General features: G+C 70.2%; 20 protein-coding genes and 1 tRNA gene. 8 read left to right on the forward strand and 13 right to left on the reverse strand.

The features are described 5' to 3' along the window. Nucleotides 1–87 precede the first annotated feature (87 nt). Together ACLIME_RS09530 and ACLIME_RS09535 are read left to right on the forward strand one after the other, a co-directional pair. Nucleotides 88–2,640, forward strand: a complete 2,553-nt coding sequence (locus tag ACLIME_RS09530) for a transglycosylase domain-containing protein (protein WP_411556753.1) — start codon at nt 88–90, stop codon at nt 2,638–2,640. 149 nt (nt 2,641–2,789) lie between these two features. Beyond that, nucleotides 2,790–3,764, forward strand: a complete 975-nt coding sequence (locus tag ACLIME_RS09535) for a metallophosphoesterase (RefSeq protein WP_411556754.1) — start codon at nt 2,790–2,792, stop codon at nt 3,762–3,764. Nucleotides 3,765–3,865: 101 nt separating this feature from the next. Here the strand turns inward: ACLIME_RS09535 and ACLIME_RS09540 are convergent. The 4 genes from ACLIME_RS09540 to ACLIME_RS09555 form a co-directional block, all read right to left on the reverse strand. Then, a tRNA-Pro gene (locus ACLIME_RS09540) sits at nt 3,866–3,939 on the reverse strand. Between the two features lie 123 nt (nt 3,940–4,062). Then, entirely contained in the window at nt 4,063–4,602 is a 540-nt protein-coding gene (locus ACLIME_RS09545) for a hypothetical protein (RefSeq protein WP_137243715.1), read from the reverse strand. Nucleotides 4,603–4,910: 308 nt separating this feature from the next. After that, the gene (locus ACLIME_RS09550) at nt 4,911–5,444 is read right to left on the reverse strand and encodes a hypothetical protein (RefSeq protein WP_411556755.1); all 534 of its coding nucleotides are present in this window, start codon (nt 5,442–5,444) and stop codon (nt 4,911–4,913) included. A 123-nt stretch (nt 5,445–5,567) separates the two neighbouring features. After that, a complete protein-coding gene (locus ACLIME_RS09555; protein WP_411556756.1) occupies nt 5,568–7,367 on the reverse strand; it encodes a DUF4012 domain-containing protein in 1,800 nt (599 codons plus the stop codon). Between the two features lie 179 nt (nt 7,368–7,546). Here ACLIME_RS09555 and ACLIME_RS09560 point away from each other — a divergent pair, with 179 nt between their 5' ends. Further along, nucleotides 7,547–7,984, forward strand: coding sequence for a VanZ family protein (locus tag ACLIME_RS09560; RefSeq protein WP_124769897.1), 438 nt, complete (start codon nt 7,547–7,549; stop codon nt 7,982–7,984). On the opposite strand, the gene ACLIME_RS09565 is transcribed toward ACLIME_RS09560, so the two are convergent. The 6 genes from ACLIME_RS09565 to ACLIME_RS09590 all read right to left on the reverse strand — a co-directional run bounded on the left by ACLIME_RS09565 (nt 7,960) and on the right by ACLIME_RS09590 (nt 14,801). Next, nucleotides 7,960–9,270, reverse strand: coding sequence for a UDP-glucose dehydrogenase family protein (locus tag ACLIME_RS09565; protein ID WP_079706870.1), 1,311 nt, complete (start codon nt 9,268–9,270; stop codon nt 7,960–7,962). The genes ACLIME_RS09560 and ACLIME_RS09565 overlap by 25 nt on opposite strands. Beyond that, on the reverse strand, nt 9,267–9,914 hold the full coding sequence (locus ACLIME_RS09570) for a thymidine kinase (RefSeq protein WP_079706869.1): 648 nt from the start codon (nt 9,912–9,914) through the stop codon (nt 9,267–9,269). Before ACLIME_RS09570 ends, ACLIME_RS09565 begins: the two co-directional genes overlap by 4 nt. Nucleotides 9,915–9,985: 71 nt before the next feature. Further along, the gene (mqo, locus tag ACLIME_RS09575; RefSeq protein ID WP_411558787.1) at nt 9,986–11,410 is read right to left on the reverse strand and encodes a malate dehydrogenase (quinone); all 1,425 of its coding nucleotides are present in this window, start codon (nt 11,408–11,410) and stop codon (nt 9,986–9,988) included. Between the two features lie 157 nt (nt 11,411–11,567). Then, on the reverse strand, nt 11,568–12,299 hold the full coding sequence (locus ACLIME_RS09580) for an SGNH/GDSL hydrolase family protein (protein ID WP_411556757.1): 732 nt from the start codon (nt 12,297–12,299) through the stop codon (nt 11,568–11,570). Between the two features lie 34 nt (nt 12,300–12,333). Further along, nucleotides 12,334–13,401: an aspartate-semialdehyde dehydrogenase gene (locus ACLIME_RS09585; RefSeq protein WP_079706866.1), complete on the reverse strand. Its 1,068-nt coding sequence runs from the start codon at nt 13,399–13,401 to the stop codon at nt 12,334–12,336. A gap of 113 nt (nt 13,402–13,514) precedes the next feature. After that, nucleotides 13,515–14,801: an aspartate kinase gene (locus tag ACLIME_RS09590; RefSeq protein WP_079706865.1), complete on the reverse strand. Its 1,287-nt coding sequence runs from the start codon at nt 14,799–14,801 to the stop codon at nt 13,515–13,517. A gap of 212 nt (nt 14,802–15,013) precedes the next feature. Between ACLIME_RS09590 and ACLIME_RS09595 the strand changes: the two genes are divergently transcribed. Then, on the forward strand, nt 15,014–15,766 hold the full coding sequence (locus tag ACLIME_RS09595) for a GNAT family N-acetyltransferase (protein WP_411556758.1): 753 nt from the start codon (nt 15,014–15,016) through the stop codon (nt 15,764–15,766). Between the two features lie 527 nt (nt 15,767–16,293). Here the strand turns inward: ACLIME_RS09595 and recR are convergent. Together recR and ACLIME_RS09605 are read right to left on the reverse strand one after the other, a co-directional pair. Beyond that, a complete protein-coding gene (recR, locus tag ACLIME_RS09600; RefSeq protein ID WP_056014479.1) occupies nt 16,294–16,893 on the reverse strand; it encodes a recombination mediator RecR in 600 nt (199 codons plus the stop codon). A gap of 3 nt (nt 16,894–16,896) precedes the next feature. Continuing rightward, the gene (locus tag ACLIME_RS09605; protein WP_411556759.1) at nt 16,897–19,620 is read right to left on the reverse strand and encodes a DNA polymerase III subunit gamma and tau; all 2,724 of its coding nucleotides are present in this window, start codon (nt 19,618–19,620) and stop codon (nt 16,897–16,899) included. A 139-nt stretch (nt 19,621–19,759) separates the two neighbouring features. Between ACLIME_RS09605 and ACLIME_RS09610 the strand changes: the two genes are divergently transcribed. The 4 genes from ACLIME_RS09610 to ACLIME_RS09625 all read left to right on the forward strand — a co-directional run bounded on the left by ACLIME_RS09610 (nt 19,760) and on the right by ACLIME_RS09625 (nt 22,872). Continuing rightward, a complete protein-coding gene (locus ACLIME_RS09610) occupies nt 19,760–20,056 on the forward strand; it encodes a hypothetical protein (protein ID WP_139382533.1) in 297 nt (98 codons plus the stop codon). After that, nucleotides 20,053–21,456: a hypothetical protein gene (locus ACLIME_RS09615; RefSeq protein ID WP_411556760.1), complete on the forward strand. Its 1,404-nt coding sequence runs from the start codon at nt 20,053–20,055 to the stop codon at nt 21,454–21,456. Before ACLIME_RS09610 ends, ACLIME_RS09615 begins: the two co-directional genes overlap by 4 nt. Beyond that, the gene (locus tag ACLIME_RS09620; protein ID WP_411556761.1) at nt 21,453–22,058 is read left to right on the forward strand and encodes a hypothetical protein; all 606 of its coding nucleotides are present in this window, start codon (nt 21,453–21,455) and stop codon (nt 22,056–22,058) included. Before ACLIME_RS09615 ends, ACLIME_RS09620 begins: the two co-directional genes overlap by 4 nt. Before the next feature lie 181 nt (nt 22,059–22,239). Continuing rightward, on the forward strand, nt 22,240–22,872 hold the full coding sequence (locus ACLIME_RS09625) for a hypothetical protein (protein WP_411556762.1): 633 nt from the start codon (nt 22,240–22,242) through the stop codon (nt 22,870–22,872). A gap of 65 nt (nt 22,873–22,937) precedes the next feature. On the opposite strand, the gene ACLIME_RS09630 is transcribed toward ACLIME_RS09625, so the two are convergent. Beyond that, a complete protein-coding gene (locus tag ACLIME_RS09630; RefSeq protein ID WP_411556763.1) occupies nt 22,938–26,921 on the reverse strand; it encodes a family 43 glycosylhydrolase in 3,984 nt (1,327 codons plus the stop codon). Nucleotides 26,922–26,953: the final 32 nt, after the last annotated feature.

A 26,953-nucleotide genomic window follows, 5' to 3' on the forward strand; every position in this document is an offset into this window, starting at 1 on the left:
GCCGCCCCGGGTCGCCCGGCGGCAACGATCGGGTTTCAACGCGTCGCTGAGCGGGCCTTTTTCAGGATTGTCGCTTAGCATCGATCCATGCCTCAACAACATCGCACGGCCACCGGTGTGCTCGGCGGCTTCCTCGGCTTTCTCGGGCTGAGCGTCGCAGCGGGTGTCCTCGTCACCGCCACGGTCACGCCGGCACTCGCCGTCACCGGGATCGCGACCAACAGCACGATCAACGTGTTCGACGGTCTGCCCGACTACCTGGCCCTCGACGAACTGGCGCAGAAGTCGAGCATCTACGCGACCGACAGCGCAGGCAACCCGCAGCTGCTCGCGTCCTTCTACCAGCAGAACCGCATCGAGGTCGGCTGGGACCAGATCAACCAGTTCGTCAAGGACGCGGCGATCTCGGCTGAGGACCCGCGCTTCTACGAGCACGGCGGTGTCGACCTCACCGGTACCATCCGTGCCGTCGCGATCAGCGCGACGGGACGCGACCTGCAGGGTGGTTCGTCGATCACCCAGCAGTATGTGAAGAACGTGCTCGTGCAGAAGGCCGAGGCCATCACCGACGAGGCCAAGATGAAGGCCGCGTACGAAGAGGCGACGAAGGCGACCCCGGAGCGCAAGCTCAAGGAGATGCGCATGGCCATCGGCCTCGAGAAGCGCTACGGCAAGCAGGACATCCTGCGCGGCTACCTCAACATCGCCGGGTTCGGCGGTCGCACCTACGGCATCGAGGCCGCAGCCAACTACTACTTCGCGACGACTGCCGCCAACCTGAACCTCGAGCAGGCCGCCGCGCTGATGGCGATCGTGAACAACCCGGAGACGCTGCGCCTCGACCGGCCCGACAGCGAGACGAACGGCGCGGCCAACGGGTACGCCCTCACGCTCGAACGGCGGAACTACGTCCTCGATCAGATGATCAAGGAGGGCAAGATCACCGAGGAGCAGTACTTCTGGGCGTACCGCCAGCCGATCACGCCGACCATCAACCCGGCGAGCACGGGCTGCCAGACGGCCGCGAACGTCAGCCCGGGCGCCGGGTACTTCTGCGACTACGTCACGCGGGTGTTCCAGAACAACCCGATCTTCGGCGCCACCGAGGACGAGCGCTGGGCCGCGTTCAACCGCGGTGGCTACAGCGTGTTCACGACGCTCGACCTCGACGTCCAGGGCGCCGCGCAGGCGGCGATCGACGAACTCATCCCGCGGGTGAGCGACCAGCTCGACATCGGTGCTGTGTCCGTCACCGTGCAGCCCGGTACGGGGCGCATCCTCTCGATGGCCCAGAACAAGGACTACTCGAACGACCCAGACGTCCTGGCCACCGGAGCGAACTACTCCGCGGTCAACTACAACACCGACGAAGAATACGGCGGCTCCACCGGCTTCCAACCCGGATCGACGTACAAGACCTTCACGCTCGCCGAATGGCTCAAAGAGGGGCACGGCCTGAACGAGGGCGTCGACGGCCGGAAACGGTCCCCGTGGGGCACGTTCAAGGACTCGTGCGCCGACGGCGGCACGGTCTACGCCGGTTCCGACTGGAACCCCGGCAACGACGAGGGCGGCAACGGTGGCCAGTACACCGCGCTCCAGTCGACGAAGCAGTCCATCAACACCGGCTTCATCGCGATGGCGAAGCAGCTCGACCTCTGCGGCATCCGTAAGACGGCCGAGTCGATGGGTGTCCATCGCGCCGACGGCGGTCCGCTGCTGCAGTCCCCTGCGACGGTCCTCGGCACCAACGAGGTCGCTCCGCTCAGCATGGCGACGGCCTTCGCGACCTTCGCTTCGGGCGGCATCACCTGCGACCCGATCGCGATCGACCGGGTCGTGAAGCCCGACGGCACCGAGATCCCCGTTCCGCCGGCGAACTGCCGGCAGGGCCTCGAAGCCAATGTCGCCGCTACGGCGAACGTCGCACTCCAGGCGACGTTCAACGGCGGCACGACGAGCTCGTCCCGCATCGGCGACGGCATCCCGCTCATCGGCAAGACGGGTACCACCGACAACAACGAGGCGACCTGGATGAGTGGCGCGAGCACGAAGGCGGCGACCGTCGTCGGTGTCTTCAACGCGACCGGCCACGTCAACCTGCGGCGCACCTACTTCGACGCCGGGCAGGCCGCGACGATCCGTCACAAGATCTGGCCGCGGGTCATGGCGACCGCCAACGCGAAGTTCGGCGGCGACGCATTCGGCGACCCCGACCCGTCGCTCATCAACGGCCAGTCGGTCCAGGTGCCCGACGTGGCTGGGAAGACCATCGAAGAGGCGCAGAAGCTCCTCGAGGACGCCGGCTTCGGTTTCGAGAACGGTGGCGCGGGCGACTCCGCCCTGCCGGCCGGCCAGGCGGCGAGCACCAACCCGTCCGGCACGGTGCCGAAGGGCTCCATCGTCACGGTCTACACGAGCAACGGGCTCCTGGGCGTCATCCCCGACGTCAGCGGAGCGGGCAACTTCGACGCGGCGAAGGCGGCCATCCAGGGCGCCGGGTTCACGAACGTGGGTCAGAAATGCGCGGTCGATCCCGCTGCCACGACACCGAAGGTGACCGGCGTCGATCCACCAGCCGGCACCGCAGCGCGCAAGGACGGCAAGGTGACGGTGACGGTCTCGAAGACCAGCTGTTAGCGTCCTGACGCGAGCACGGAGGGCCCGATCGGTATTCGATCGGGCCCTCCGTCGTCTGCGCCTGGCTCCCCTCCGGGCGTCTTCGGAGGGGCTACCGGTACGCTCGTGGGACGGTCGGCACCACTCGACGACCGAGGAGGAGACGATCGATGGCGGCATCCATGAGCACCGGCGGCAGACTCGGTACGGCGGCAGCCGTCGTGGCGGGCCTCGGGGCCCTCATCTTCGGATACGCGTCGATCGTCGAGCGCAACGCCTTCACGCTCCGCAGGGTGACCGCTCCCGTCCTCCCGCCCGACGCCGAGCCGATCACCGTCCTGCACCTGTCCGATCTCCACATGGCCCCCTGGCAGCGCCGCAAGCAGGCTTGGCTTCGGTCACTCGCCGATTTGCAGCCGGACGTCGTGATCAACACGGGCGACAACCTGGGGCACGAGCAGGGCATCGACGGGATCCGAGCTGCGCTCTCCGTGTTCGCCGGTGTGCCGGGGGCGTTCGTGCACGGCTCGAACGACTACTACGGGCCGAGTGCGAAGAACCCGTTCAAGTACTTCGTGCAGACGTCCTCGAAGCACGTCTCCCCGACGACGCTCGACACGGCTGCGCTCGAGCGGTTCTTCATGGACGAGCTCGGGTGGATGGACCTCAACAACGCGGTCGGTGAGATCTCGATCCGGGGCACCCGCCTCGACCTGTTCGGCGTCGACGACCCGCACAAGCACTTCGACCGGCTGGACACGCTGACGGCGCTCATCGACGAGCGACTGGACGCCGAGACGCTGGAGACCGACGACCCGTCGCTGGCCCACACGGTGACGGTCGGCGTGATGCACGCTCCGTATCGGCGGGTGCTCGACGCCTTCGTGACGCAGGGTGCGCAGTTCATCTTCGCGGGGCACACCCACGGTGGCCAGGTCTGTGTGCCGGGCTACGGCGCACTCGTGACGAACTGCGACATCCCCCGGCAGCAGGCGAAGGGGCTCAGCGTCTGGCGGCATGCCCTGCGCTCGGCGTACCTGAACGTGTCGGCGGGGATCGGGACCTCCATCTACGCGCCAGTGCGATTCGCCTGCCGGCCGGAAGCGTCGCTCGTGACCCTCCTCCCCCGCCGCACAGTGGTCTGACCCGGCCCGATTGCCCTTCGACAGGCTCAGGGAGCGGGACTCCCCGCCGGGAAACAGAGAAGCCCGGTCAGACGATTTCTCATCTGACCGGGCTTGTACTGTCGGGGTAGCGGGATTTGAACCCACGACCTCTTCGTCCCGAACGAAGCGCGCTACCAAACTGCGCCACACCCCGATGGCCCGAAGGCCTTGTCTAGGATAGCCGATTTTTCAGCGGCTGTTCGCCACTTCCTGGAATCGGTTGATCCCGGACCGGATCAGCCGGGCGCCGCCATCGCCGCCCGGCCGATCCGTGATCTCACGCCTGCTGGCGGCGACGCACGACCACGGTACCGAGCGCGGCAGCACCGACGGCGAGGAGCCCTCCGGCCACCCACGGGAGGGCGGTTCCGGCGAACCCGGTGTCGGCGAGGGCGTTGCCCCCGGCAGACGGGTCGGAGGCCGATGCGGCGGCCGCAGCGGCGTCCGCGGGGTCCAGGACGGTGAAGTCGGACGAGTCGGTCACGGCACCCTGGGTCGCGGTCAGCGTGTAGGTGCCTGCGGGGTCAGCAGCCGTGTCGATGGAGACCTGGATGTCGCCGGTCTCGCCCGCGACGGTCGACAGCGTACGAGCGGAGACACCGGCTGCGGAGGACTCGATGGTGATCGACACCGTCTGGTTCGCCGCCCAGAAGTCCGAGCACGAGTACGAGACCGCCGCGCCGCGCGCGACGCTCGCCGGCGTGATCGAGTTGCAGCTGCCAGGACCGTAGCTGTCGCCCTCGAGCGCGTTGGCTGCGGTGGGCAGCGCGACGACGGCGAGGAGGACGAGTGCGGCGGCGGAGAGAGTTCGTTTCATGTGCGGGCCCCTTGGTGTGCGGATGGCGCATGCGCTGCGTGATGCGACATGCGGACAGGGCCTGGAGCCGAGCGCTGATCACTCGTGGCCTCCATGGCCGTCATCATGCTAGGGCAGCCGCCATCTCGCCAGGGCTGGAAAACTGCGGAATTCCGCGGATGTGACCACCTTTGGGGGTACGACCTGTCCGCCTGACGCCAAGCCGGGCGAGGACCGTGCCACGCCGAAGCCCAGGAGGGTGAGATGCCCTCCGGTCAGGCCGTGGTCCGAGCGGACGACCGCTCGGACCACGGATCCCGACTGACGGATCAGGCCGTCTTGCGGCGACGGATCGTCATCGCACCGACGACGCCGGCACCCACGACGAGGAGGCCTCCGCCGATCCACGGCAGGGCTCCACCGTCGAAGCCGGTCGAGGCGAACTCGCGCTCCGAGACCTCGAACGAGGCACTCTCGGTGGTCGCGCCCTGGGTCGCCGTGACCATGCAGGTGCCGGAGGCGGTCTTGCTGGTCTCGATCGTCACCGCGAATGCACGGGCGGCGTCGGTGTTGAACGTGCCGGACGTCGGCACGGCGCTCTGCTCGGTCGCGCCGGCGGTGTTGGGCTTCGCAGCGGGAATGCTGCAGCCGGGCCCGGCGACGGTGACCGTCACCGGAGTGCCGGGATCGAAGGTGCCGTCGCAGCGGAAGACGGTCGACTCCCCCTGGGTCACCGACACCGGTGTGAGGGTCGCACAGCCGGCAGGGCCGTAGGTGGACGAGTCGGTCGCTGCACTCGCGGCGGTCGGGGCCGCGAAGACTGCCAGGAGGCAGAGCGATGCTAGGGCAAGGGTGCGCTTCATGTTGATATCCCCAAGGAACGTCGAATACCCCCTGCGTCCGCCGATTTCGGGTGGGCGTCCGCGCGAGGTTCCCCAGGGTCACGAATTCGGGTGCGTGGCTTCCTGCGGTGTTGTCATGCTATGTCAGGAGCCGCACCGAGGGAAGGCTGAAATGGTCGTTTTGCCCGTGATTCCGGGGGTTGTGACCAGGTTTGGGGGTACGTCGGAGGCCTTCGGAGCGAGCACCGTGAAGACGAGTTCCGTTGTCGCCCCCGGAGTGAGGGTCACGTCGGTCTGGGCGTAGAGACGACCGTTCGGGTCGGTCACGGCCTTGACCGGCAGGTCCTCGCCGTCGCTTGCACCGAGCAGGGTTGCGCCCAGCGGACCGTGGATCACGACGCGCGTCGCGATGTCTCCCGCGGGGGTGCCGAAACGCCCGCCCGCGGTCACGTAGTCCGGCAGGGAGGTCGCGGCATCCGTCGGCGCAGTGGACGTCAGGGTGACGGCGACGACGTATTCGGCGCCGTGCTTCGTGCACCGGGCGTCGCGGATGTCGACGTTCGTCTCCAGGTAGTAGTCCATCTTCGCGCGGGTCAGGTCCTCGAGGTAGACCCCGGTGTAGACGGCCGCGTCGTCGGTCGTCGGCGGGATCCCGGCGAGGCTCGTCTGGGCGATCAACGCCTGTTCGGCGGGGACCGCACTCCAGACGTGAAGACGGTTCTCCGCGCCGGACTCGGACAGGGCCTGGACGAGCGCGGCGGGGTCGGGCGAGCGGGAGATCATCCCCTCGAACACCGCACCCGAGACCGCGGCGAAGAACGCGTCCTGCACGAGCCGGTCCGGGAACCGGGCGTAGACGTCGCTCAACAGCGTCTTCGCCGCGTTGTCGGCGGTGAGCTCGGTGCCGTCCGGGAGGGCCACAGGCCCGGTCGCCTCCAGCAGGTGCGCGAGGACGTAGGGATCGACGGCGACCACGGTGTCGATGGGCACGCCGAACACCTGGGTCCCCATGGCTGCGGCGAGTTCCCCGGTGCGACTGAAGTCGACCGTGAGGTTGGTGTCCTGGATGTACCGGCCGAGGTTGTCGGTGTAGACGTTCTGCTCGAACGGGGTGAGCGGCAGCACGGGGGCCGGGAAGCCGGAGAAGTCGTCGCTCCCCCGGGTACCGACGAAGGAGATGACGCCCTTCTCCGCGTGGATGAGGGCCACCGCCCCGGCGATGCCGCCACTCGAGCGCAACTCCGCGTTGTTCTGGATCATCACCATGATGTTCCGAGGCCCGGCCCCGCCCGCCATGTCCGGCAGGAGCGCCGTGGCCCGCGCGGCGGTGTCGAGCATCGTGGACGCACCGGTGATCGTCCGGGTGAGCTTCTCGACGGCGTCGGCGACCACCGGCAGCGCACCGTCCGTGCCGATCGTGTCCACACGCCCGGCGATGGCGTCAGCCGCTACAGCCGCCTCGGCCACGGTCGGCGCGACGGCGCGGAGCGGCTCCGTCGCGATCGAGCCGTCCCCGGGGAGCAGGGACGACAGGTTGACGTGATCCGCGATCTCGACGACCTTCGGCACGACATCGACCGCGACGTCATCGGTCGCAGCGGCAGCCTGTCGCGCCGCGGAGAAGTTCACGCCGAGGAACGGGACCGCCTCGGCCGCCCGCCAGATGGGATCACTCGTCAGCGACACCGCCTCGCCGGTGTGCTTCGTGAGGGCACGCTGCGTCGCCTCGGTGCCGCTCGCGTCACCCTTGAGTACGGCCGACTGGAGCGACTTCGCCTCCGACTGGGCGGCTTCGAGCGCGTTCTTCGCCAGGGATGCCCGGATGCCGAGCCAGGCTCCGAGCGCGAGGACGACGAGGAGGACGGCGAGTGCGATCCACCACAGACGCGAACGCCGATGGCCGGGCAGGCGGATGCCGGCCGTCGCCGGGCGTGGGTCAGCCAAGAGTGCTCCTTGTTCGGGTAGGCACAGCCTAACCGCCGGATGACGGCCTCCGAGGGTCGGTGCACGCCCCCTTTCAGGGGTGGACGGCGCATGCGCCGACCGGGCTCCCGGCCACTCATGGCCTACGATTGCGGGATGCCGTCAGCACGCTCGTCGACCGATCTGGAGCCGCACCGCAGATGACCCGCACGCCGCGCATCGTGATCGGGATCCTGCTGCTGCTCTGCCTGTGCGTCATGCTCGGCATCGCGTTCTGGCCCACGCCCGTCGACGCCGACGGCCGGACGACGCTGCTCGCGATCCTCGACCGATTACAGGCCGCGGGCGCGCCGGACTGGTTCGACTACCGCTTCGTCGAATCGGCCGCGAACGTCGTGCTGTTCATCCCGCTCGGCGCGCTGCTCGCCCTGGAGCTGCCGTTGCGGCTCTGGTGGATCGCACCGCTGACGACGACCCTGTTCTCGGTCGCGATCGAACTCGGACAGACCCTGCTCCCCGAGCGCGTCGCGACGATCGCCGACGTCTACGCCAATGCAGCCGGAGGGCTGCTCGGCGCGACGATCGTGCTCGTCGTCCGGCTACTCGTCGCCGGTCACGGGCGACCGAGACCGACGTAACGCCACCCGGCGCCCCGCCAGGCGTCCACGTCGAGGCAGTTGCGTCCGTCCACGATCGTCTTGCCCGCGGTCAACTCGGCGACGGCCGAGGGGTCCAGGGCACGGAACGCCTTCCACTCGGTCACGACGACGACGATGTCCGCGTCCGTCACAGCCTGCTCGGCCGAGTCTGCGAACGTCAGCTGCGGGTGGAGTCGACGCGCGTTGGGGACCGCTTCCGGATCGAAGGCGAGCACCTCCGCACCCAGGCCGTTGAGCCCGACGGCGACGTCGAGGGCCGGCGAGTCGCGGACGTCGTCGCTGTCGGGCTTGAAGGCGAGCCCGAGCACCGCCACCCGCTTCCGGTAGGCGCTCCCGCCGAGCTCCTCGACGACGAGGTCGATGACGCGCTGACGGCGACGCAGGTTGATCGCGTCGACCTCCTTGAGGAACGCCACCGACTCGCCACGACCGAGCTCCTCGGCACGGGCGGTGAAGGCCCGGATGTCCTTCGGCAGGCATCCGCCGCCGAACCCGACACCGGCGTTGAGGAAGCGGCGGCCGATCCGGGCGTCGTAGCCGATCGCGTCGGCGAGCTCCGTGACGTCGGCGTCCGTGACCTCGGCGATCTCCGCCATCGCGTTGATGAAGGAGATCTTCGTGGCGAGGAACGCGTTCGCCGCGACCTTCACGAGCTCCGCGGTCGAGTAGCCGGTGGCGACGAGCGGCGTGCCGGTCGAGAGCGCCTGGGCGTAGACCTCGTCGAAGGCGGCTCGCGCGACGGCGGCGTCCTCGGGAGCCGGCGGCAGCCCGTACACGAGTCGGTCGGGCGCGATGGTGTCCTGCACGGCGAAGCCTTCCCGCAGGAACTCCGGGTTCCAGGCGAGCACGGCGCCGGTGGGGGCGACGAGTTCCGCAAGGCGCGCAGCGGTGCCGACGGGGACGGTCGACTTGCCGACGACGACGTCACCAGCCGACAGGTGGGGCAGGAGGGCCGTCACCGCAGCGTCCACGTAGCGCAGGTCGGCCGCGTTGGAGCCGGCCTTCTGCGGCGTACCGACTGCGACGAAGTGCATGGTCGCCCCGGCCGCGTCGGCCATGTCCGTGCTGAAGCGCAGGCGGCCCGACTCGACGCCGGCCAGCAGCAGCTCCGGCAGACCGGGCTCGAAGATCGGCGAGCGTCCGGCGGCGAGCGCCTCGATCTTGGCCGGGTCGACGTCGATACCGACGACCTCGTGCCCGATCGACGCCATGGCGGCCGCGTGCACGGCCCCGAGGTAGCCGCAGCCGATGACGGAGAGCTTCATGCGTGTGATCCTTCGCTGATGGGACGAACGGTGGGTGTGCTGGACAGTCGACCGCCGGACTCCTGCAGGTAGCAGACGCCGCAGAGCGATTCGTAGGTGACGGTGGTGCCGTCGATGGCGACCTGGTCGCCGTCGAACACGAAGGTGTCGCCGAACCGGCGGCCGTTGAAGATCGCCTTCCGACCGCACCGGCAGATCGTCTTGAGTTCTTCGAGGCTGTGGGCGACTTCGAGGAGACGCCGGCTCCCGGGGAACGCGACGGTCTGGAAATCGGTCCGGATGCCGTAGGCGAGCACCGGGATGCCCTCGAGCAACGCGATGCGGAGGAGGTCGTCGACCTGCTCCCCGTGGAGGAACTGGGCCTCGTCGACGAGCAGGCAGCTGACGTCCTGGCCGGTCTCCTGCACGACCCGGCGACGGTGCTCCGCGAACACCCGGACGGCGTCGTCGTCAGGACCGAGCAGGAAGTCGGCGTCGCGGGTCACGCCGAGGCGACTGACGATGGCCGCGTCGCCCTTCGTGTCGAGGGACGGCTTGGCGAGGAGGACGCGGTGGCCGCGCTCCTCGTAGTTGAACGCCGCCTGGAGCAAAGCGGTGCTCTTGCCGGAGTTCATCGCCCCGTATCGGAAGTACAGTTTCGCCACCAGGCAAGCTTAGGGTCCCAAGCTTCACCTGTCGCATCCGACGACGGACCGGGTAAGCGCCCGTGCGGCGGCTACAGCGAGATGTCGAGGGCCTCGGCGGTGCTCTCGAGGACCTTCGCGGCCGTCGCGGGGACGTCGTTCAGCGTCGAACCGTAGGTCGGGATCATCTCGCGGAGCCTCGGCTCCCACGCGGTCATCCGGTCGGGGAAGCACTTGCGCAGGACGTCGAGCATGATCGGTACGGCCGTCGAAGCGCCGGGAGAAGCGCCGAGCAGTCCCGCGATCGTGCCGTCCGCCCCCGTGATGACCTCAGTGCCGAACTGTAGGACGCCACCCTTGGCCTTGTCCTTCTTCATCACCTGCGCGCGCTGCCCGGCCTCGATGAGGTACCAGTCCTCGTCCTTCGCCGTCGGCAGGAACTCGCGGAGGCTGTCCATCTTCTGCTTGCGGGACTGCAGGAGCTGCCCGACGAGGTACGTGATGAGGCTCGGGTTGTCCTTCGCGACCGCCAGCATCGGGAGGAGGTTGTGCGGGCGCACCTGGGTGACGAGGTCGAGCATCGATCCGCGCTTGAGGAACTTCGGGCTGAACGTCGCGTACGGGCCGAAGAGGAGGCTCGCCTGACCGTCGACGACGCGGGTGTCGAGGTGCGGGACCGACATCGGCGGGGCACCGACCGAGGCCTGGCTGTAGACCTTGGCCTGGTGCTTCGAGACCACCGCGGGGTTGTCGGTGCGGAGGAACTGCCCGCCGATGGGGAAGACGCCGTAGCCCTTGATCTCGGGGATGCCGGACTTCTGCAACAGCTTGAGCGCCCATCCGCCGGCACCGACGAAGACGAAGCGGGCGTTGATCTCCATCGGTGAACGACCGAGAGTCTGGCGGCCACGGATGCGCCACGTGCCGTCCTTCAACCGCTTGAGCGACCGGACCTCGTGGTTGGCACGGACGTGCGTGTTCGGTGCTGCACCGAAGAGCTTGTGCGTGAGCGAGCCGAAGTCGACGTCGGTGCCCGCGGTGATCCGGGTGGCGGCGATGCGTTCGCCGACGGCACGACGGTTGATGAGGAGCGGAGCCCATTCGGCGATGACGGCCGGGTCCTCCGAGAACTCGATGCCGGCGAAGAGCGGCTGATCCTTCAGCGCCTCGTAGCGCTTCCGCAGGTATTCGACGTCCTTCTCGCCGCGCACGAAGGTCATGTGCGGGGTCGGGTTGATGAAGGTGTCGGGTGCGCCGAGCAGGCCCTCCTCGACGAGGTGGGACCAGAACTGGCGGCTGAGCTGGAACTGCTCGTTGATGCCGATGGCCTTCGCCGGGTCGACCTGGCCGTGGGCGTCCTGCGGCATGTAGTTGAGCTCGCACAGCGCGGCATGGCCCGTCCCGGCGTTGTTCCACGGGTTGGAGCTCTCGAGTGCGACGTCGCTCAGGCGCTCGTACACCTCGACCTTCCAGTCAGGCTGCACCTGGTGGATGAGGGCGGCGAGCGTGGCGCTCATGATGCCACCACCAATGAGGGCTACGTCGATGGTTTCGGTCACCAGAGCAGTCTAGTCGCGGCGAGGCCCGAGCTCTCCACCCGCGTGCTGTCGCTGATCGCGTGCCGTGAGATCGCTCGATGTCGAGACACTTCGGGCCGCCGGTGGGGACGCGGACTCAGCGTCCGGGGAGCGCGGGGGTGAGGGCGTCGAGCTCCTCGAGCATGCGCTGAGCGAGGTGCGCGTACCCGGCGTCGCTCGGGTGGAGGCCGTCGGCTGAGATCCACGTCGCCGGGTCCTCGTCCAGCCAGTGCGACGCACCGGAGATGTAGTCGGCCCCGATGGTGTCGGCGGCGTCGTGGACCCATCCGATGATCTGTTCGACGGACGCCGGTCGCTCGGCGGTGTACCACCAGGGCTCCACCACGATGATGCGGGTGCCGGGCAGCCCGTCGCGCAGCCGCTGGAACTCCGGTAGGATCGCCTCCTGGATCGCCTGCCCGTTGCCGGTCCACTCGAAGTTGTCGTTGATGCCGAGCGCGACGATGAGGACCTCGGGGTGCTGGGCGATGACGTCGGCCGTGACATCACCGACCTTGTCGCGCTTGCGGACGAAGCCGAGACCCGGGTAGCCGGCGTTGTACTCTGTCCAGCCTTCAGCCTTCGCGACGAGCGAAGACCAGCGCGCGGCGGGCGACGACGCTGCCGAGCCCTTCGTGTACGAGTCGCCGTAGAACGCGACGAGCGGTCCGACGGCGACCTCGGAGCCGGAGGTGTCGGCGCGGGCGACCGTCGTCTGCTGGACGTCGGCACGCAGACCGCTCACGGTGATCACCGCGGTGACGGCGATGGCCGCCGCGATGAACGCGGCCAACCAGCGTCGGCGCAGGCGTGGTCGCTGGCGGGCCATGTCGTCGTCCCCGATCGGGTGGAGGGAGGGCCGGTCAGACCGTCGCGGGCTGTGCGAGCAGCTCGGCGGCGACGATCTCGGCGATCTGCACCGCGTTGAGGGCGGCACCCTTGCGGAGGTTGTCGTTCGAGATGAACAGGGCGAGGCCCTTGCCGGCCGGCGCGCTCTGATCCGGACGGATGCGCCCCACGAACGACGGGTCTGCACCGGCGGCCTCGAGCGGCGTCGGCACGTCCGACAGCTGGACACCCGGGGCGTCGCTGAGCAGCTCGATCGCACGTTCCGGCGAAAGGTCGCGCGAGAACTCGGCGTTGATCGACAGCGAGTGGCCCGTGAACACGGGCACGCGCACGCAGGTGCCCGACACGAGCAGCTCGGGGAGCTCGAGGATCTTCCGGCTCTCGTTGCGGAGCTTCTTCTCCTCGTCGGTCTCGCCCAGGCCGTCGTCGACGATCGAACCGGCGAGCGGAATGACGTCGAAGGCGATCGGGGCGACGTACTTCTCGGGGGCCGGGAAGTCGATCGCCGAACCGTCGTGGACGAGTCGGGTGAGGTCGCCCTGGGCGACCGCGGCCTCGATCTGGCCGGCGAGTTCAGCCGCACCGGCCAGCCCGGAACCGGAGACGGCCTGGTAGGTGTTGACGATGAGGCGCGTGAGCCCGGCCTCGGCGTCGAGGACCTTGAGGACCGGCATGGCCGCCATGGTCGTGCAGTTGGGGTTCGCGACGATGCCCTTGACCGCGTCCTTGATGGCGTGCGGGTTCACCTCGCTGACGACGAGCGGGACCTCGGGGTCCATCCGCCACGCGCTCGAGTTGTCGATGACGAGCGCACCGGCAGCCGCGAACCGCGGAGCCTGCGTACGGGAGCCGGTGGCACCGGCCGAGAACAGGGCGATGTCGATGCCGCTCGGGTCGGCCGTCTCGACGTCCTCGACCACGATGTCCTGGCCACGGAACGGGAGCGTCGTGCCCGCCGAGCGAGCCGTCGCGAAGAAGCGGATCTCGCTGATCGGGAACTCGCGTTCCTCCAGCAGGCGGCGCATGACCTTGCCGACCTGACCGGTCGCTCCGACGACTCCGACACGTACACCGTTGCTCATGGGGATTCCTCTGGTTTCAGGGGGTTGTTGTGAACCATCTTGCATCAGGATCGGCGGGATCCCGCCCGTCGGTCCGTGGTCGGCTTGGTTCCGGAGCCTGTGGACGAGCCTGCTCAGCGGCCGGTGCCGCCGTGGACGACGGCTTCGTCCTCGCCGTCGAGACCGAACGCGGAGTGGACCACGTTGGCGGCCTTGTTGAGGGTGTCGGCACGCGTCACGACCGAGATGCGGATCTCGCTGGTGGAGATCATCTCGATGTTGATGCCCGCTGCGCTCAGCGCCTCGAAGAGCTTCGCCGAGACGCCGGTGTTCGTGCGCATGCCGGCCCCGACGAGGGCGAGCTTGCCGATCTGGTCGTCGTGCTGGATGGCCGAGAAGCCCACCCGCTCCTGCTCGGCCGCGAGCGCGCGGAGGACCTGCTGCGCCTCGGGCTTCGGCAGGGTGAACGAGATGTCGGTGACGCCGGAGACGGCGGTCGACACGTTCTGGACGATCATGTCGACGTTGCCGCCCGACTTCGCGACGATCGTGAAGATCTCCGCCGCCTTGCCCGGCAGGTCGGGGACACCGACGACGGTGATCTTGGCTTCGCTGAGGTCGGTCGCGACTCCGGCGACGATGGGCTGCTCCATGGGTGCCTCACCTGCTCCTGGGTTGTTGCGGCTCGCGTCGTTGAGGACGAGCGTGCCTTCGTTGTTGTTGAAGGACGACCGGACGTGGAGCGTCACGCCGTGGCGGCGTGCGTACTCGACGGCGCGGATGTAGAGGACCTTGGCGCCCGAGGCCGCGAGCTCCAGCATCTCCTCGCTGGAGATGCGGTCGATCTTCCTGGCTTTCGGGACGACGCGGGGGTCGGAGGTGAAGATGCCGTCGACGTCGGTGTAGATCTCGCAGACGTCGGCGTCGAGGGCTGCGGCGAGCGCGACGGCCGTGGTGTCGGAGCCGCCGCGACCGAGCGTGGTGATGTCGCGGGTGTCGCGGTTGAAGCCCTGGAAGCCGGCGACGATGACGATGGCGCCGTCGTCGAGGGCCTCGCGCAGGCGCACGGGGGTGACGTCGACGATGCGCGCGGCGCCGTGCTGGGCGTCGGTGATCATGCCGGCCTGGCTGCCGGTGAAGGAGCGTGCGACGTAGCCCATGCTGCTGATCGCCATCGCGAGGAGCGCCATCGAGATGCGCTCGCCGCTGGACAGCAGCATGTCGAGTTCGCGGGGCGCCGGGATGGGCGTCACCTCGTGGGCGAGGTCGAGCAGTTCGTCGGTCGTGTCGCCCATCGCCGAGACGGCGACGACGACCTCGTTGCCCGCCTTGCGGGTCTCCACGATGCGCTTCGCCACGCGCTTGATGCTCTCGGCGTCCGCGACGGAGGACCCGCCGAACTTCTGCACGATCAATGCCATCGGATCTCCTGGGGAAGTCGGTGCGGGCACGAGCGGCCCAGCGATCATCCTACCCATCCGGGCATTCCGCGCCGTTCATGTGACGAAGGGCACCCTCACCCGCTCCGGGGCAGGAGATCCGCCCCGCAGCAGGACGCTTCGGCCCGTCCGGTCCTGCTGTCGGGCCGATTTCCTGCGGTGGGGAGACGGGCGGGCCTCGGTAGGGTTGGCCTATGCAGCAGGAAGACGCGCGGGTGCTCGCGACGGTGCGACGCCTCTGGCAGGGGCTCGCCTCGCCGACCGCGCGGTTCTCCGCCGGCCGGGTCGCCGTCGTCGTGAACGCCGGCTCGATGGCGTGCCCGCCCGGATGGATCGGCGTCGTCGAGATCGACGGCAGCGCCCTGGCGATCGTGCCCGACGAGGACACCGCCAGGCGGCTCGCCATCGAGGACGAGTCACCGAGGAGCGTCGGAACGGTCGAGTTCCTCCGCTCGCGGGTGCAGGTCGCCGAGGTGCTCGGGCCGGCGACCCTCGACTACCTGCTGCCCGGGCGGTTCCGACCGGCCGAGGAGATCGACGTCGTGGCGAGCAAGGCGAGTGACCCCGCCATCGAGTCGCTGCTGTCGAAGGTGGGCGACGACGAAGCCTCGGAGAGCGGGATCTTCGGCATCACCTCGCCGCTGTTCTCGGTGCGCGAGCACGGACGGGTCCTCGCCGTCGCCGGCTACCGGTCGTGGCCGTTGGGCGTCGCGCATGTGACTGCGTTGACCGCCCCGGAGGCTCGCGGGACCGGTCTCGCGACGCGGCTCGCCTCGACCGCGGTCGAGCACGCCCTCGCGGCCGGACTCCTCCCCCAGTGGCGGGCCGCCGACACGAACCCCGGCTCACGCGCCGTCGCCCGCAAGCTCGGCTTCTCCGCGATCGGCCGGCAGCTGTCGGCTCGTCCGGTGGTCGCCGAGTGGCCGGTGCCCTCCGCCGACGCCTGAGGCGCGCCCGGCTGCCCTCACTCAGGAGTCCGTCGGCACGGCGCAACCCACCAGCCCCGACACACCGGCCGACTCCTGAGAAAGGACCGACCGGAAGCAGACCCCTCGCCCGACAAGCAGACCCGAGCCTGACGGCGGCACAGCTGCCCTATCTCAGGAGTCCCTCGGCGCGGCGCAACCCACCAGCCCCGACACACCGGCCGACTCCTGAGAAAGGACCGACCGGAAGCAGACCCCTCGCCCGACAAGCAGACCCGAGCCTGACGGCGGCACAGCTGCCCTATCTCAGGAGTCCCTCGGCGCGGCGCAACCCACCAGCCCCGACACACCGGCCGACTCCTGAGAAAGGACCGACCGGAAGCAGACCCCTCGCCCGACAAGCAGACCCGAGCCTGACGGCGGCACAGCTGCCCTATCTCAGGAGTCCCTCGGCGCGGCGCAACCCACCAGCCGCGACACACCGGCCGACTCCTGAGAAAGGACCGATGGCAAAAACGGGGTGGAGGGGCGGACGACGGGGCGGGGTGTCAGCCGCTGACGACGGTGCGACCCTCGAAGGCACGACCGAGGGTGACCTCGTCGGCGTACTCGAGGTCGCCGCCGACGGGGAGGCCGGAGGCGAGGCGTGTGATGCGGATCCCCATCGGGAGGAGCAGCCGACTGAGGTAGGTGGCGGTCGCCTCCCCCTCGAGGTTCGGGTCGGTCGCGATGATGACCTCGGTGACGGTGCCGTCGGCGAGGCGCTGCATGAGACGACGGATGTTCAGGTCGTCGGGACCGACACCGTCGATCGGGCTGATGGCGCCACCGAGCACGTGGTAGAAGCCGCGGAACTCACGCGTGCGCTCGATGGCGACGACGTCCTTCGGTTCTTCGACGACGCAGATCAGGGCCGGGTTGCGACGCGGGTCGCGGCACACGCTGCAGAGGTTCTGCTCGGAGATGTTGCCGCAGATCTCACAGAACTTGACCTTCTCGCGGACGACGGTGAGCAGCTCGGCGAGCTTCGACACGTCGAACGACTCCGTCTGGAGGATGTGGAACGCGATGCGCTGCGCCGACTTCGGACCGATACCGGGCAGCCGCCCGAACTCGTCGATCAGATCTTGGACGATTCCCTCGTACATGGCCTACCGCCCTCCGGAGCGCGGCTCGTGCGGCTGCTCCTCGATGAATGTGGCGCCGAGAAGCTCGCGGACGACGCTCTCGCCGTACCGGTTGTCGCCCGCGGGGTGGGACGTCGGCACCGGGGGCGCCTGGCGCATCCGGACCGGGGGCTGCGGGCGCTGCTCGGCGACCGGGGCCGCAGGCGGTGCGGCCTGCGGGGAGCCTGCAGGAGCTGCGGATGGCGCGACGGCCGCTGGGGATGGAGCAGGGGCCGACGACTCGAACGGGTCGGGGTAGGGCGGCTCGTCATCCGGCGGCGGTGCGTCGTCGTCGGACGGGATCGAGACGACGTCCCAGGTGACGGTACGCGAGCCGAGCGCGTCACCGTTTGACGGGCCTCGGGCGGGTGCCTGCTGGCGCGGCGGGGTCGACGGCTGGCGCTGCGCGGGTGAGCTGGCCGGCGTCCCGGAGGCTCCGGATGCGGTGGGTCGCCCGGGCTGCCCTTCGACAGGCTCAGGGACCGGAGACGGCCGAGTCGCCGAAGCAGGCTCGGGCGATGACGAGGGCCCTTCGACCGGCTCAGGGACCGAGGATGGTGGCGTCGCCGAGGCGGCACCAGGTGACGACGTGGGCCCTTCGACAGGCTCAGGGACCGGGGACGGCTCAGGGACCGGAGACCGCTCAGGGACCGGGGACGGCTCGGGCTCGTCGGCCGGCGGCGCGACCGTCGCCCACGAGGAGGCGGAGACGGAGGTCTGCTCCTCGACGGGCTCGGGGGCCGCAGGCGCAGGAGCCGCCGGGGCAGCGGGCGATGACGCAGCGGGCGACGACTCGGCGTCGGCCGGCGCAGCGGAGGCGGGCTCGCCTCCGGCTGGTGCGACGGTGGGCCACGAGGAGCGGGATCCTGACCCGCCGCTGCCGGCGGACGACTCCGGGGCTGCGGGGGCGGGGACGGTCTGCGGCAGGCTCGGGGTCGACCAGGCGGACGAGTCCGACGACGGAGCGCGGGTGGCGGGCGCAGTTGCCCGCGGTGCCGGCGGCTCGTCGGCACCGGCGACCTTGGCGAGGTACTTCACCCGCACGCCGAGGACGTCGAGGACCGCCGTGCGCAGGACCTCAGCGACACCGGTGCCGGGGGCGTGACGTGCCTTGAAGTCGTTGAGGTCGCTGTTGTTCGCGAAGACGAGCGTGAGGACGTCGTCGTCCGAGTACCCGCCGACCTGGGTGTTGACGACGATCATCCAGGCCTTGCGGTCGGCCTTCTCGACGCGCGCCACGATCTCGGGCCACGCATCGCGGATGTGCTGCAGGGTGACCGGGCCGACCCGCGGGGTGGCGGGGGTCGGTACGGCGGTCTGCACGTGGTCAGGTTCCTGCGCCGGTCGACGGTCGGGGGCCGCGGATGCTGTCGAGGCAGCGGCCGGGGCGGGAGCAGGGGTGGAGCTCGCCGCCGTGCTCGCAGGGACAGCACCGGCAGAGACCGGAGCGCCGGCAGAGGCTGCAGCGCGGTCGGCGACCACGGGCTGCGTCGAGGCCACGGGCTGCGCCGAGACCGCGGCCTGGCCGCCCTCGACGGCAGCACCCTCGACGCCGATGCGACGCTCGAGCCGCTCCACCCGGGCCAATGCACCACGAGCGGAGTCGTCGGCTGCGGGCACGAGGATGCGCGCCATCATGAGCTCGAGGTGGAGCCGGGGCGACGTGGCGCCCGTCATCTGGGTGAGCGCCTCGTTCACGACGTCGGCCGTGCGGGACAGCTCGGCGATGCCGAACGCCCGCGCCTGGGCGAGCATCTTGTCGAGTTCGTCCTGCGGGAGCCCGCGGAGGACCGCCGCCGCGTTCTCGCCCGTGGCGGCCACGACGATGAGGTCGCGGAGTCGCTCGAGCAGGTCGTCGACGAAGCGGCGTGGGTCTTGGCCGGTCTGGATGACGCGGTCGACGGTGCTGAAGGCTGCACCCGAGTCGCGGGCGGCCAGAGCGTCGACGACTTCGTCGAGCAGGGCCGTGTGAGTGTAGCCGAGCAGGGCGACCGCGCGCTCGTAGTCGACGGAGTCGCCCTCGGAGCCGGCCATCAGCTGGTCGAGCAGGGACAGCGTGTCGCGGGCGGAGCCGCCTCCGGCCCGGACGACGAGCGGCAGCACGCCGGCCTCGACACCCACGTGCTCGCTCTCGCACAGCTGCTGGACGTAGTCGAGCATCTGCGCCGGCGGGATGAGCCGGAAGGGGTAGTGGTGGGTGCGGGAGCGGATCGTGCCGATCACCTTGTCGGGCTCGGTCGTCGCGAAGATGAACTTCACGTGCTCCGGCGGCTCCTCGACGATCTTCAGCAGGGCGTTGAAGCCTTGCGGGGTGACCATGTGCGCCTCGTCGAGGATGAAGATCTTGTAGCGGTCGCGCGCGGGCGCGAAGATCGCGCGCTCGCGGAGGTCGCGGGCGTCGTCGACACCGTTGTGGCTGGCCGCGTCGATCTCGACGACGTCGAGCGAGCCGGAGCCGTCGCGGGAGAGGTCGACGCAGCTCGCGCAGACACCGCACGGGGTGTCGGTCGGGCCCTCGGCGCAGTTGAGGCAGCGCGCGAGGATGCGGGCGGACGTCGTCTTGCCGCAACCACGCGGACCACTGAACAGGTATGCGTGGTTGACGCGGTTGGTGCGGAGGGCCGTCATGAGGGGATCGGTCACCTGCGCCTGACCGATCAAGTCGGCGAACGTCTCGGGCCGATACCGGCGATACAGAGCTGTGACCACCCACCAATGGTAGCCGTCGCCCCCGACATCGGAGCCGGCTTCCCGGCAGCACCGGTCGGCCCCGCACGGTGGGGAGTTCTCCCCATCGAGGCCGTCCCCGTCGCTTCCTAGAATGGTCAGCGCCACCAGAGAGGACCAGATGGAACAGTTCACGGTCGACACGGCCCTCATCAGGGACACGACAGCCAACCTCACCGTCATCCAGAGCGAGTTCGACGCCGCGGAGAAGCACACCGCGTCGGCCGCCGACGTGATCCCCCACGAGCTCCTCGCCCGGACCCTCCAGGAGTTCTCAAGCGGCTGGGACACCAGGCGCTCGGAGTTCTCGGAGGCCATCACCACCTTGAACGGGATGGGCACGGCGATCGCCGACCACTTCGAAGGCTGGGAATCCGACCAGGCCGCGGCAGCCGGCGGAGACGGAGACGAAGGATGAGCCCGATCGCCGGCGACCCCGGTTCCATCCGCACCTGGGCGACCACCTACGGCGGCATCGCCGACACCATCGTCGAGGCTTCCTCGCAGCTGCAGTCGCTGGAACTGGGCGAGCAGACGAGCATCGCGGTCATCGAATACCACGACAACGCGCAGTACCTCGGGGAGAACATCGCGCTCACCGAGCCCCGGTACCGCGCGGTCCACGAGGCGCTCACGTTCTACGCCGACGAGCTCGAGGCAGCCCAGCAGACCGAGCGCGACGCGATCGCCGCAGCGGAGGCTGCGGAGACCGAGCACGCGAGCGCGAACAGCGACTACCTGACGAAGTGGGAGGCCGCGGACACGGCGGCCCACGATCCGGCTGCCACCGACGCCGCGGATACGAGGACCGCCTCCGACGCCGCGTGGTACCGATTGGAAGAGGCCCGCATCGCGCAGGGGCAGGCCCAGGTGGACCTCGAGAACGCCCAGATCCGCGCCGAGAACGCCGGACGCACCGCCGCCTCGATGATCACCACGGCCGTCGACGGCGACGGCATGAACGACACCTGGTGGGACGACTGGGGGAAGGGCCTCTACGACGTCCTCTCGGAGGTGGGCAAGTGGATCGTCGGGATCGTCGCCGTCGTCGCGATCGTCGGCCTCGTCCTCGCGACGATCGGGACCGCGGGTATCGGGCTCCCCGCCTTCGTCGTCGCGGGAGTCGCCGTGATCGGTGCAGCGGGTGTCGGCATCGCCGGACTCATGGGCCTGATGACCGGCGGCGCGATGCTGGCGGGCGAGAAGGGCCTCGAGAACCAGTTGATGTGGGACGCGATCGGACTCCTCCCCTTCTCGAAGTTCCTCAAGGGCCCGATCGCGAAGGCCCTCCGCAACATGGACGTGCCGACGACCGGGCCCGGTTCCCTCGCCGGAGTGCCCCGTGTCTCCGGCACGACGCCGACCACCAACCGCTTCGTCGATGCCGCAGGGCGCGGTGGAGAGACGCAGAAGGCCGCCGTCGAGTTCTACCTCGACAATCAGGTCGACATCTTCGCCTCCATCGGGCTGGAGGCAGGCAAGAACATCACCGCGGGAACGCCGTCCCTGCTGCCCGACCTCACCCCGAACGACCAGGCGCCGAACGCGCACCAGGAGGGATGGCACCCCGGCGACTCGCAGTACGTGCCGCCGGACGAGTACCGCCTCGACCCGTTGGTGCCCGACTTCGGCACGCCGTCGACCGTGTTCGGTGGTGGCGGCAACGGGACCGGTGTACAGCCACCGCCGACGGTCAGCCCATACCCGCTCACCCTGCCGGGCTCCTCGCCGGTCGTCCCCGGCGGTCAGACCTACGGCCCGGCGAACCCGACCGTGCCGGACACCGGCACCGGCACGGGCACGGACGGTCAGGGATGAGCGCGCCGACCCCGTCCGTGATCACCGTCCGCCTCGACGGTGTCGACCTCGACCGCTGGATCTGGGTTCCGCACGCCTGGCCCTACGAGGGGTTCACCGACCCGCGGGGCTGGGCGGACGCCGCGGCGAAGCGTGTCGCACGCCGGTCAGGGTTCGCCTTCGTGAAACGAGCCGCGCTCCGCGACGACCTCATCGAGATGTCGAGGAGCCGGGACAGCGTCGGCGCTCATTGGACGGTCGCCTACGCCCCCGACCTCAGCCGCCCGGCGCGCATCGCCCGCATCGAGGTGCACGACAGCCGCGTGGGGACGTACCGGAGTCTCGAGCAGTTCATGCAGCTCGACACCCCGGGTCTCGAGGGCCCACCGGTCGTCGAACCGTTCGTGTCGCCCCACCTCGGTGAGGGCATCACGGCGATCATGCACCAGCGGAACGCCGACCGGACGCTCTCCGCAGTGCGCTCGTACGGCTGGACCCTCCCCACCTGCTGGGTGTCGATGTACTACGCCGACTTCGACCTCGGGCTGATGGAGCGCCTGCGGCCCGAGTTCGATGCGCTGGCACGGGCGTTGCAGGTCGACGAGCAGGTCGTCGACTCGTGAGTTCGACGCGACCCTCCCCTCCGAGCGGCGCAGGCGTCCGATCGGTTCCGCGGCGGACACAGTTTGCATGGCCGCACGACCTCGGAACGGCGGTCTGGATCGGCATCGGGTGCATGATCGTCGGCCAGGGGTTCGCGTACCTCGCCGAGCGCTCGGCCGCTCGTCACCGCGGGGTGGTCTCGTGAGCGTTGCTCGTCGCTACCGGTTCGTCCTCCCGGCCGGTTGGGGGTATCTGGCTGCTTCGGAGAGCGTGGAGGCCGCCGTCGCCAGACTGGTTCCGGACGACGGACCCACCGCCGGACGGGCCGCCCTCGCCAAGCTCCGCCCCGTCCTCCGCCAACAGTTGCGTTCGCTCCGCGGTCGAACCGTCGCGAGCGGCGGCGTCGACATCCTGCTGCCGGTCGCCCCTCGTGCCGGCGCCATCATCCCGGCGAACATCGTGATCGCACGGCCCGGTGCCGAGGAACGGTCGGAGTACGCATCCGGCGGGCTCCCCACCGGATGGGCGTCGGCGGAGGGAGGCGCTGATCGCTCCGAACGCCGCGCCGACCTCGTCGGCGAGCTGCCCGTGACCCGCCACCTCCGGGTGCGCCGGGAACAGACCGACGAAGCCGGCACGACCGCCGACCTCATCCGAGTCGACTACTTCATCCCGGTCTCGCCGGAACGCGAACGCGAGCTCGCGCTCATCGTCAGCGCGACGGTGCTCGGCCGGGTCGGCGACGAACGCCTCCCGCCGTCGACGGTCGAGGTGCTCGTGACGCTCGTCGACGCGATCATCCACACCTTCCAGTGGGAGGAACCGCCCCGCTGAACCGCCCCGTGGCCGGATGGCGGACGTTCGTCCCCTCGCCCGGGCACGGGCGAGGGGACGTGGAGTCAGCGTCGGACGATCATGATCCAGGAGAGCTGCACGTCGGTGCCGCCGCCCGAACCGACCGGATCGAGGGTGATCGACAGGCGGCCGTCCGCGTCCGGCTGCACGGACGACAGCGTCGCCACCGTCGGAGTGCCGGTGATCGGTTGCGCGCTGAGCAGCGTCGCACCGTTCGCCCCGATGTCCGCGCGCCGGTTGTCCGCCCACTGCGACCACGGGTCGTACAGCCCGACGTACACGTCGTAGCTCCCCGCGTCGAGGGAGTCGAACGCGTACTCCAGGGTGCGGTCGGTCGCGGAACTCGCGACGTAGCGGAGCGACTCCGAGAACGGCCCGTCGGTCGTGCCCGTCTCCGCGCCGACGACGCCCCAGTTCGCGCCGGTGGCCGCGTCGGCCCCGAGCGTCCGGTCGGACGTCGAGTTGAGCAGGGTGCCGTCGGCGTCCGCCACCGAGCGGATCGCGTCGTACTCGGGCGACGCCGATCCCCCGGCGTCGACGAGGTAGACGAGGTCCTTCGGGACGACCGTCACCTGCCGGGTCACCGGGCGGGACACGCCCTCGACCGCGCCGGTGAGCGAGACCGGACCGGGGACGGCGAGCGCAGCGGTGTCCCAGGTGATCGTCCGGGTGGTCGTCGTGCCGCCCTCCGTGACCTGCGCCTCGCTCGGCAGGGTGCTCGCATCGCCGAGTCGGACGGTCGTCGGCACGTCGACGTCGACCGCGACCTTGCCCTTCCCCTCGAGGTCCGCGAGCGTCCACTCGTCGTACCACTTCAGGGACAGGGATTCGTCGTCGCCGAACTCGAGCGGGAGCCAGACGGCCGGCGCGTTGCGGAGGTCGGACGGCGTCCAGCGGTCACCCATGTAGATGAACTTGCCGGCGGCCGCGTCGATGGGGATCACGGACGTGCTCTGGCTGCCGTGGGTCGTCGACGCACCGGAGCCGCTCACCGGGTTACCGTGGTCGGTCCACTCCCCCAGCACCGAGTCGGCGGTGGCGTACTTGGCCGGGTTGGGGTTCCAGCCGGTCGCGCCCGAGGTGATGAGGTAGTACGTGCCGTCGTAGACGAACACCGCCGGTGCCTCGCGCTGTCCACCGATGTAGGTGCGGGTGAAGTCCTCGCCCTTCACGGCGCGGTCGACGGGTGCCGACAGGAACATGAAGTTCGACGACAGCTTGGAGATGAAGAGGGTCAGGTTCTCCTCGCTCGCGTAGATGATGTAGCCGGTGCCGTCGACGTCGGTGAAGAGGTTCATGTCGCGCGCCATACCGGGGCTGTCGGGCTGGTAGTTCGGCTCGCCCTCCGGTGCGACGTTCAGGCGGTAGCTGTCCACGTAGCGGAACGGGCCGGTCGGCGAGTCGGAGACCGCGACCCCGGCGGTCGCCTTCGCGTACTGCGCGTCGGACGTCGCGCTCGGGCCGTCGGTGTGGATCCACATGACCCACTGCTCGGTTGCGGCGTTGTACATGACCTTCGGCCGCTCGAGGATCGCCGCGGGGACGGCCGGATCGCTCGGGACCGTCAGGAGGTCGCGGACGACCGCCGCCCGTTGCCGGGCCGTGTAGTCGGCGTACAGCTCGGCTGCGGCCGGATCGGTCGTGAGCTGGTCGGCGGTCGACAGGGCCTGCAGCGCGAGGCCCTCGTCGGTCCAGTTGTAGAGGTCGCGCGAGGAGTACACGTGCACCCCGCGGCTGCTCGCGTAGCCGTTCCACCGGTCTTCGCCGTACCAGTAGTAGATCGGCTGGCCGTCGGCGTCCGTCGACGGAACGACCTGCCCGCCGTGCGCCTGGATCGGGTTGCCCTGATCGTCCACCCAGGCCTGGCCCGGGCGGAACGAGTCGTAGGTGACGATCGGCCGGAGTGCGGTGCGTGCGGCACCGAGCGCGTCGTAGGCGGCCGTGAGTGCCGCGGTGTCGGTCGACCCGGCGTCCACGAGCGCCTGGGCGTCGGCGATCGCCGCGTCGAGGACGGCGAGCGAGTCGGCGACGTAGCCGGCGCGCTGCCCCTCGTCGAGCGTGACGGCTCGGATCTTCGCTGCGAGCACCTCGGTGGACGCCGTGTGCGGTGCTCGGATGACGATGTAGTTCACCGCGGGGTCGGTGTAGGTGTTGGTCCGACCCGCCGGGCTGTGGACCTCGAGGTCGAGGGTCCCGTCGTCGACGCTCACGGTGAGCTGCTGCTCGAGGAGCGCGCCGGCTGGCGCGGTCACCTGGGCGAGCGTCTCGCCCTCGGCCTTGAGGTCGAGCGGTCGTGCCGCCCACCCGCTCGGCAGGTTGAACCCGAGGGTGACCTCGTACTCGCCGGCCGGGAGGTCGAAGGCGTAGTCGACCGACCTCGTCGGGAGCGAGCTGCCCGCGGGCGGTGCGTCGTACCGGAGGGAGGCGGTCTTCTCGGTCCCGGAGGAGCTGTTGGCCGTGGGGTTGCTGTTCGCGTCGGCGACGAATCCCCAGGACGCGCCGGTTGCGGCGTCGACCCCGTAGGACTGGTCGGTGCGTGACTGGTACAGCCCGATGTGGTCGCCGGCGGAGACCGCGTCGGTCACCGTGCTGCCGGCGTTCGCGAAGTAGAGGACGAAGTCGTTGGCGACGAGTTCGTCGACCGTCGGGCTCGGGTAGCTCGGTACGGCCTCGGCGCGTGGTGCGTCCGCCGTGACGAGTGCGCCGGAGAGCCCGAGCGCGAGGACGACCGCGCCCGCGACGCCACTGCGTCCGACACCGCCGCTGGAGGAGGCGCCTTCGGCGGCGCTCGAGGCCACGACCCGACGACGGCGGAGGATGAGCAGGGCACCCGCGAGCAGGAGCACCGCAGCCACGATCACCGCGGCGGCGATCGAGACACCCGACACGGCGAGCCCACCGGCACCGCCCGCACTCGTGCCCGAGCCCGGCTGACCGACCCCCGGGTCCGCCCCGGGCTCGCCGCCCGGCCCGGTTCCGGGATCGGTGCCGCCGGGCAGGGAGTCGACGGTGTTGCCTGGGCCGCCGTTCGTGCCACCGGCGACGGGGACTGCACCGGCCGCGGCGACGGCACCCGTCTCGCCGAGCGCGACACCGGCCGCGAGCAGACCGTCGGGCAGCGCCGAACGGGCGTCGTCGGCACCCCAGACCGTGACCGATCCGTCGGCGGCGATCGCCCCGGACAGGTACGGACCCGCGAAGACACGGACGACGTCGACCCCGTCGAGGGACGCCGGCACCTCGGTCTGGCCGGAGCCGTCCGCGCCCCAGGCGAGGACGGTGCCGTCGTCGGCGAGGGCGAGCGCGTGGTCGGTGCCGGCGGCGAGCTGCACGACGTCCTCGTCCGCGAGCGCCGTCGGGAGCTCGAGCTGCCCGGCGTCGCTCCGGCCCCAGGGGACGACGTCACCGTCGTCGGTGAGGGCGACGGTGAAGCCGGATCCGATCGCGACGTCGGTCACGCGTGCACCGTCGAGCGCGGTCGGGAGGTCGTTCTGTCCGAATGCGTCGTCACCCCAGAGCGCGAGCGTGCCGTCGGCGCGGACGGCGGCCGAGTTCGGTCCGCCGGCGGCGATGCGCAGGACCCGGTCGAGGCCTGCCGGGACCGTGGCCTGGCCGCCGGCATCGCGGCCCCAGGCGGTGACGGTGCCGTCGGCGGCGAGCGCGAGCGAGTGGTTCGTGCCGGCCGCGACCTGGGTGATCGTTCCGGTGAAGCTCGGGACGGTCGACTGGCCGAAGCCGTCGGCGCCCCACGCGAGCACGGTGCCGTCCGCGCCGAGCGCCACGGCGTGGCCGAGACCGGCGGCGACACCGGTGACCGGAGTGCCGACGAGCTCCGCGGGAGCCGCCGGGTCGCCCCAGCTGAGCAGGGCCGCCGCGGGCGCCTCGGCAGCGGCCGCGCTCCCCGCCGTCAGAGTGGTGGTGCCGACGATGGCGACCGCCAGGAGCCCGGCGGCGAGACCACCCCGCCGCAGGACGGCGGCACCTCCTTCCGGTGTCGATCGGTCGGGTCGTCTCGTCGCTCGTCGCATGCTGCGGCGTCCTTTCACGTCATCGTGGGGTG

Origin of the sequence: Plantibacter sp. MPB07, from assembly GCF_046619465.1 — a bacterium.
In the GTDB taxonomy this organism is placed as follows: domain Bacteria; phylum Actinomycetota; class Actinomycetes; order Actinomycetales; family Microbacteriaceae; genus Plantibacter; species Plantibacter auratus.

Excerpts from the sequence above, each read along its gene's own strand:
- ACLIME_RS09615 (WP_411556760.1), top strand. The coding sequence starts at position 20,053 with ATGAGCCCGATCGCCGGCGACCCCGGTTCCATCCGCACCTGGGCGACC.
- mqo (WP_411558787.1), bottom strand. The coding sequence starts at position 11,410 with ATGAGCGCCACGCTCGCCGCCCTCATCCACCAGGTGCAGCCTGACTGG.
- ACLIME_RS09560 (WP_124769897.1), top strand. The coding sequence starts at position 7,547 with ATGACCCGCACGCCGCGCATCGTGATCGGGATCCTGCTGCTGCTCTGC.
- ACLIME_RS09610 (WP_139382533.1), top strand. The coding sequence starts at position 19,760 with ATGGAACAGTTCACGGTCGACACGGCCCTCATCAGGGACACGACAGCC.
- ACLIME_RS09535 (WP_411556754.1), top strand. The coding sequence starts at position 2,790 with ATGGCGGCATCCATGAGCACCGGCGGCAGACTCGGTACGGCGGCAGCC.
- ACLIME_RS09590 (WP_079706865.1), bottom strand. The coding sequence starts at position 14,801 with ATGGCATTGATCGTGCAGAAGTTCGGCGGGTCCTCCGTCGCGGACGCC.
- ACLIME_RS09550 (WP_411556755.1), bottom strand. The coding sequence starts at position 5,444 with ATGAAGCGCACCCTTGCCCTAGCATCGCTCTGCCTCCTGGCAGTCTTC.
- ACLIME_RS09595 (WP_411556758.1), top strand. The coding sequence starts at position 15,014 with ATGCAGCAGGAAGACGCGCGGGTGCTCGCGACGGTGCGACGCCTCTGG.
- ACLIME_RS09585 (WP_079706866.1), bottom strand. The coding sequence starts at position 13,401 with ATGAGCAACGGTGTACGTGTCGGAGTCGTCGGAGCGACCGGTCAGGTC.
- ACLIME_RS09530 (WP_411556753.1), top strand. The coding sequence starts at position 88 with ATGCCTCAACAACATCGCACGGCCACCGGTGTGCTCGGCGGCTTCCTC.
- ACLIME_RS09545 (WP_137243715.1), bottom strand. The coding sequence starts at position 4,602 with ATGAAACGAACTCTCTCCGCCGCCGCACTCGTCCTCCTCGCCGTCGTC.
- ACLIME_RS09630 (WP_411556763.1), bottom strand. The coding sequence starts at position 26,921 with ATGCGACGAGCGACGAGACGACCCGACCGATCGACACCGGAAGGAGGT.
- ACLIME_RS09580 (WP_411556757.1), bottom strand. The coding sequence starts at position 12,299 with ATGGCCCGCCAGCGACCACGCCTGCGCCGACGCTGGTTGGCCGCGTTC.
- ACLIME_RS09620 (WP_411556761.1), top strand. The coding sequence starts at position 21,453 with ATGAGCGCGCCGACCCCGTCCGTGATCACCGTCCGCCTCGACGGTGTC.
- recR (WP_056014479.1), bottom strand. The coding sequence starts at position 16,893 with ATGTACGAGGGAATCGTCCAAGATCTGATCGACGAGTTCGGGCGGCTG.
- ACLIME_RS09565 (WP_079706870.1), bottom strand. The coding sequence starts at position 9,270 with ATGAAGCTCTCCGTCATCGGCTGCGGCTACCTCGGGGCCGTGCACGCG.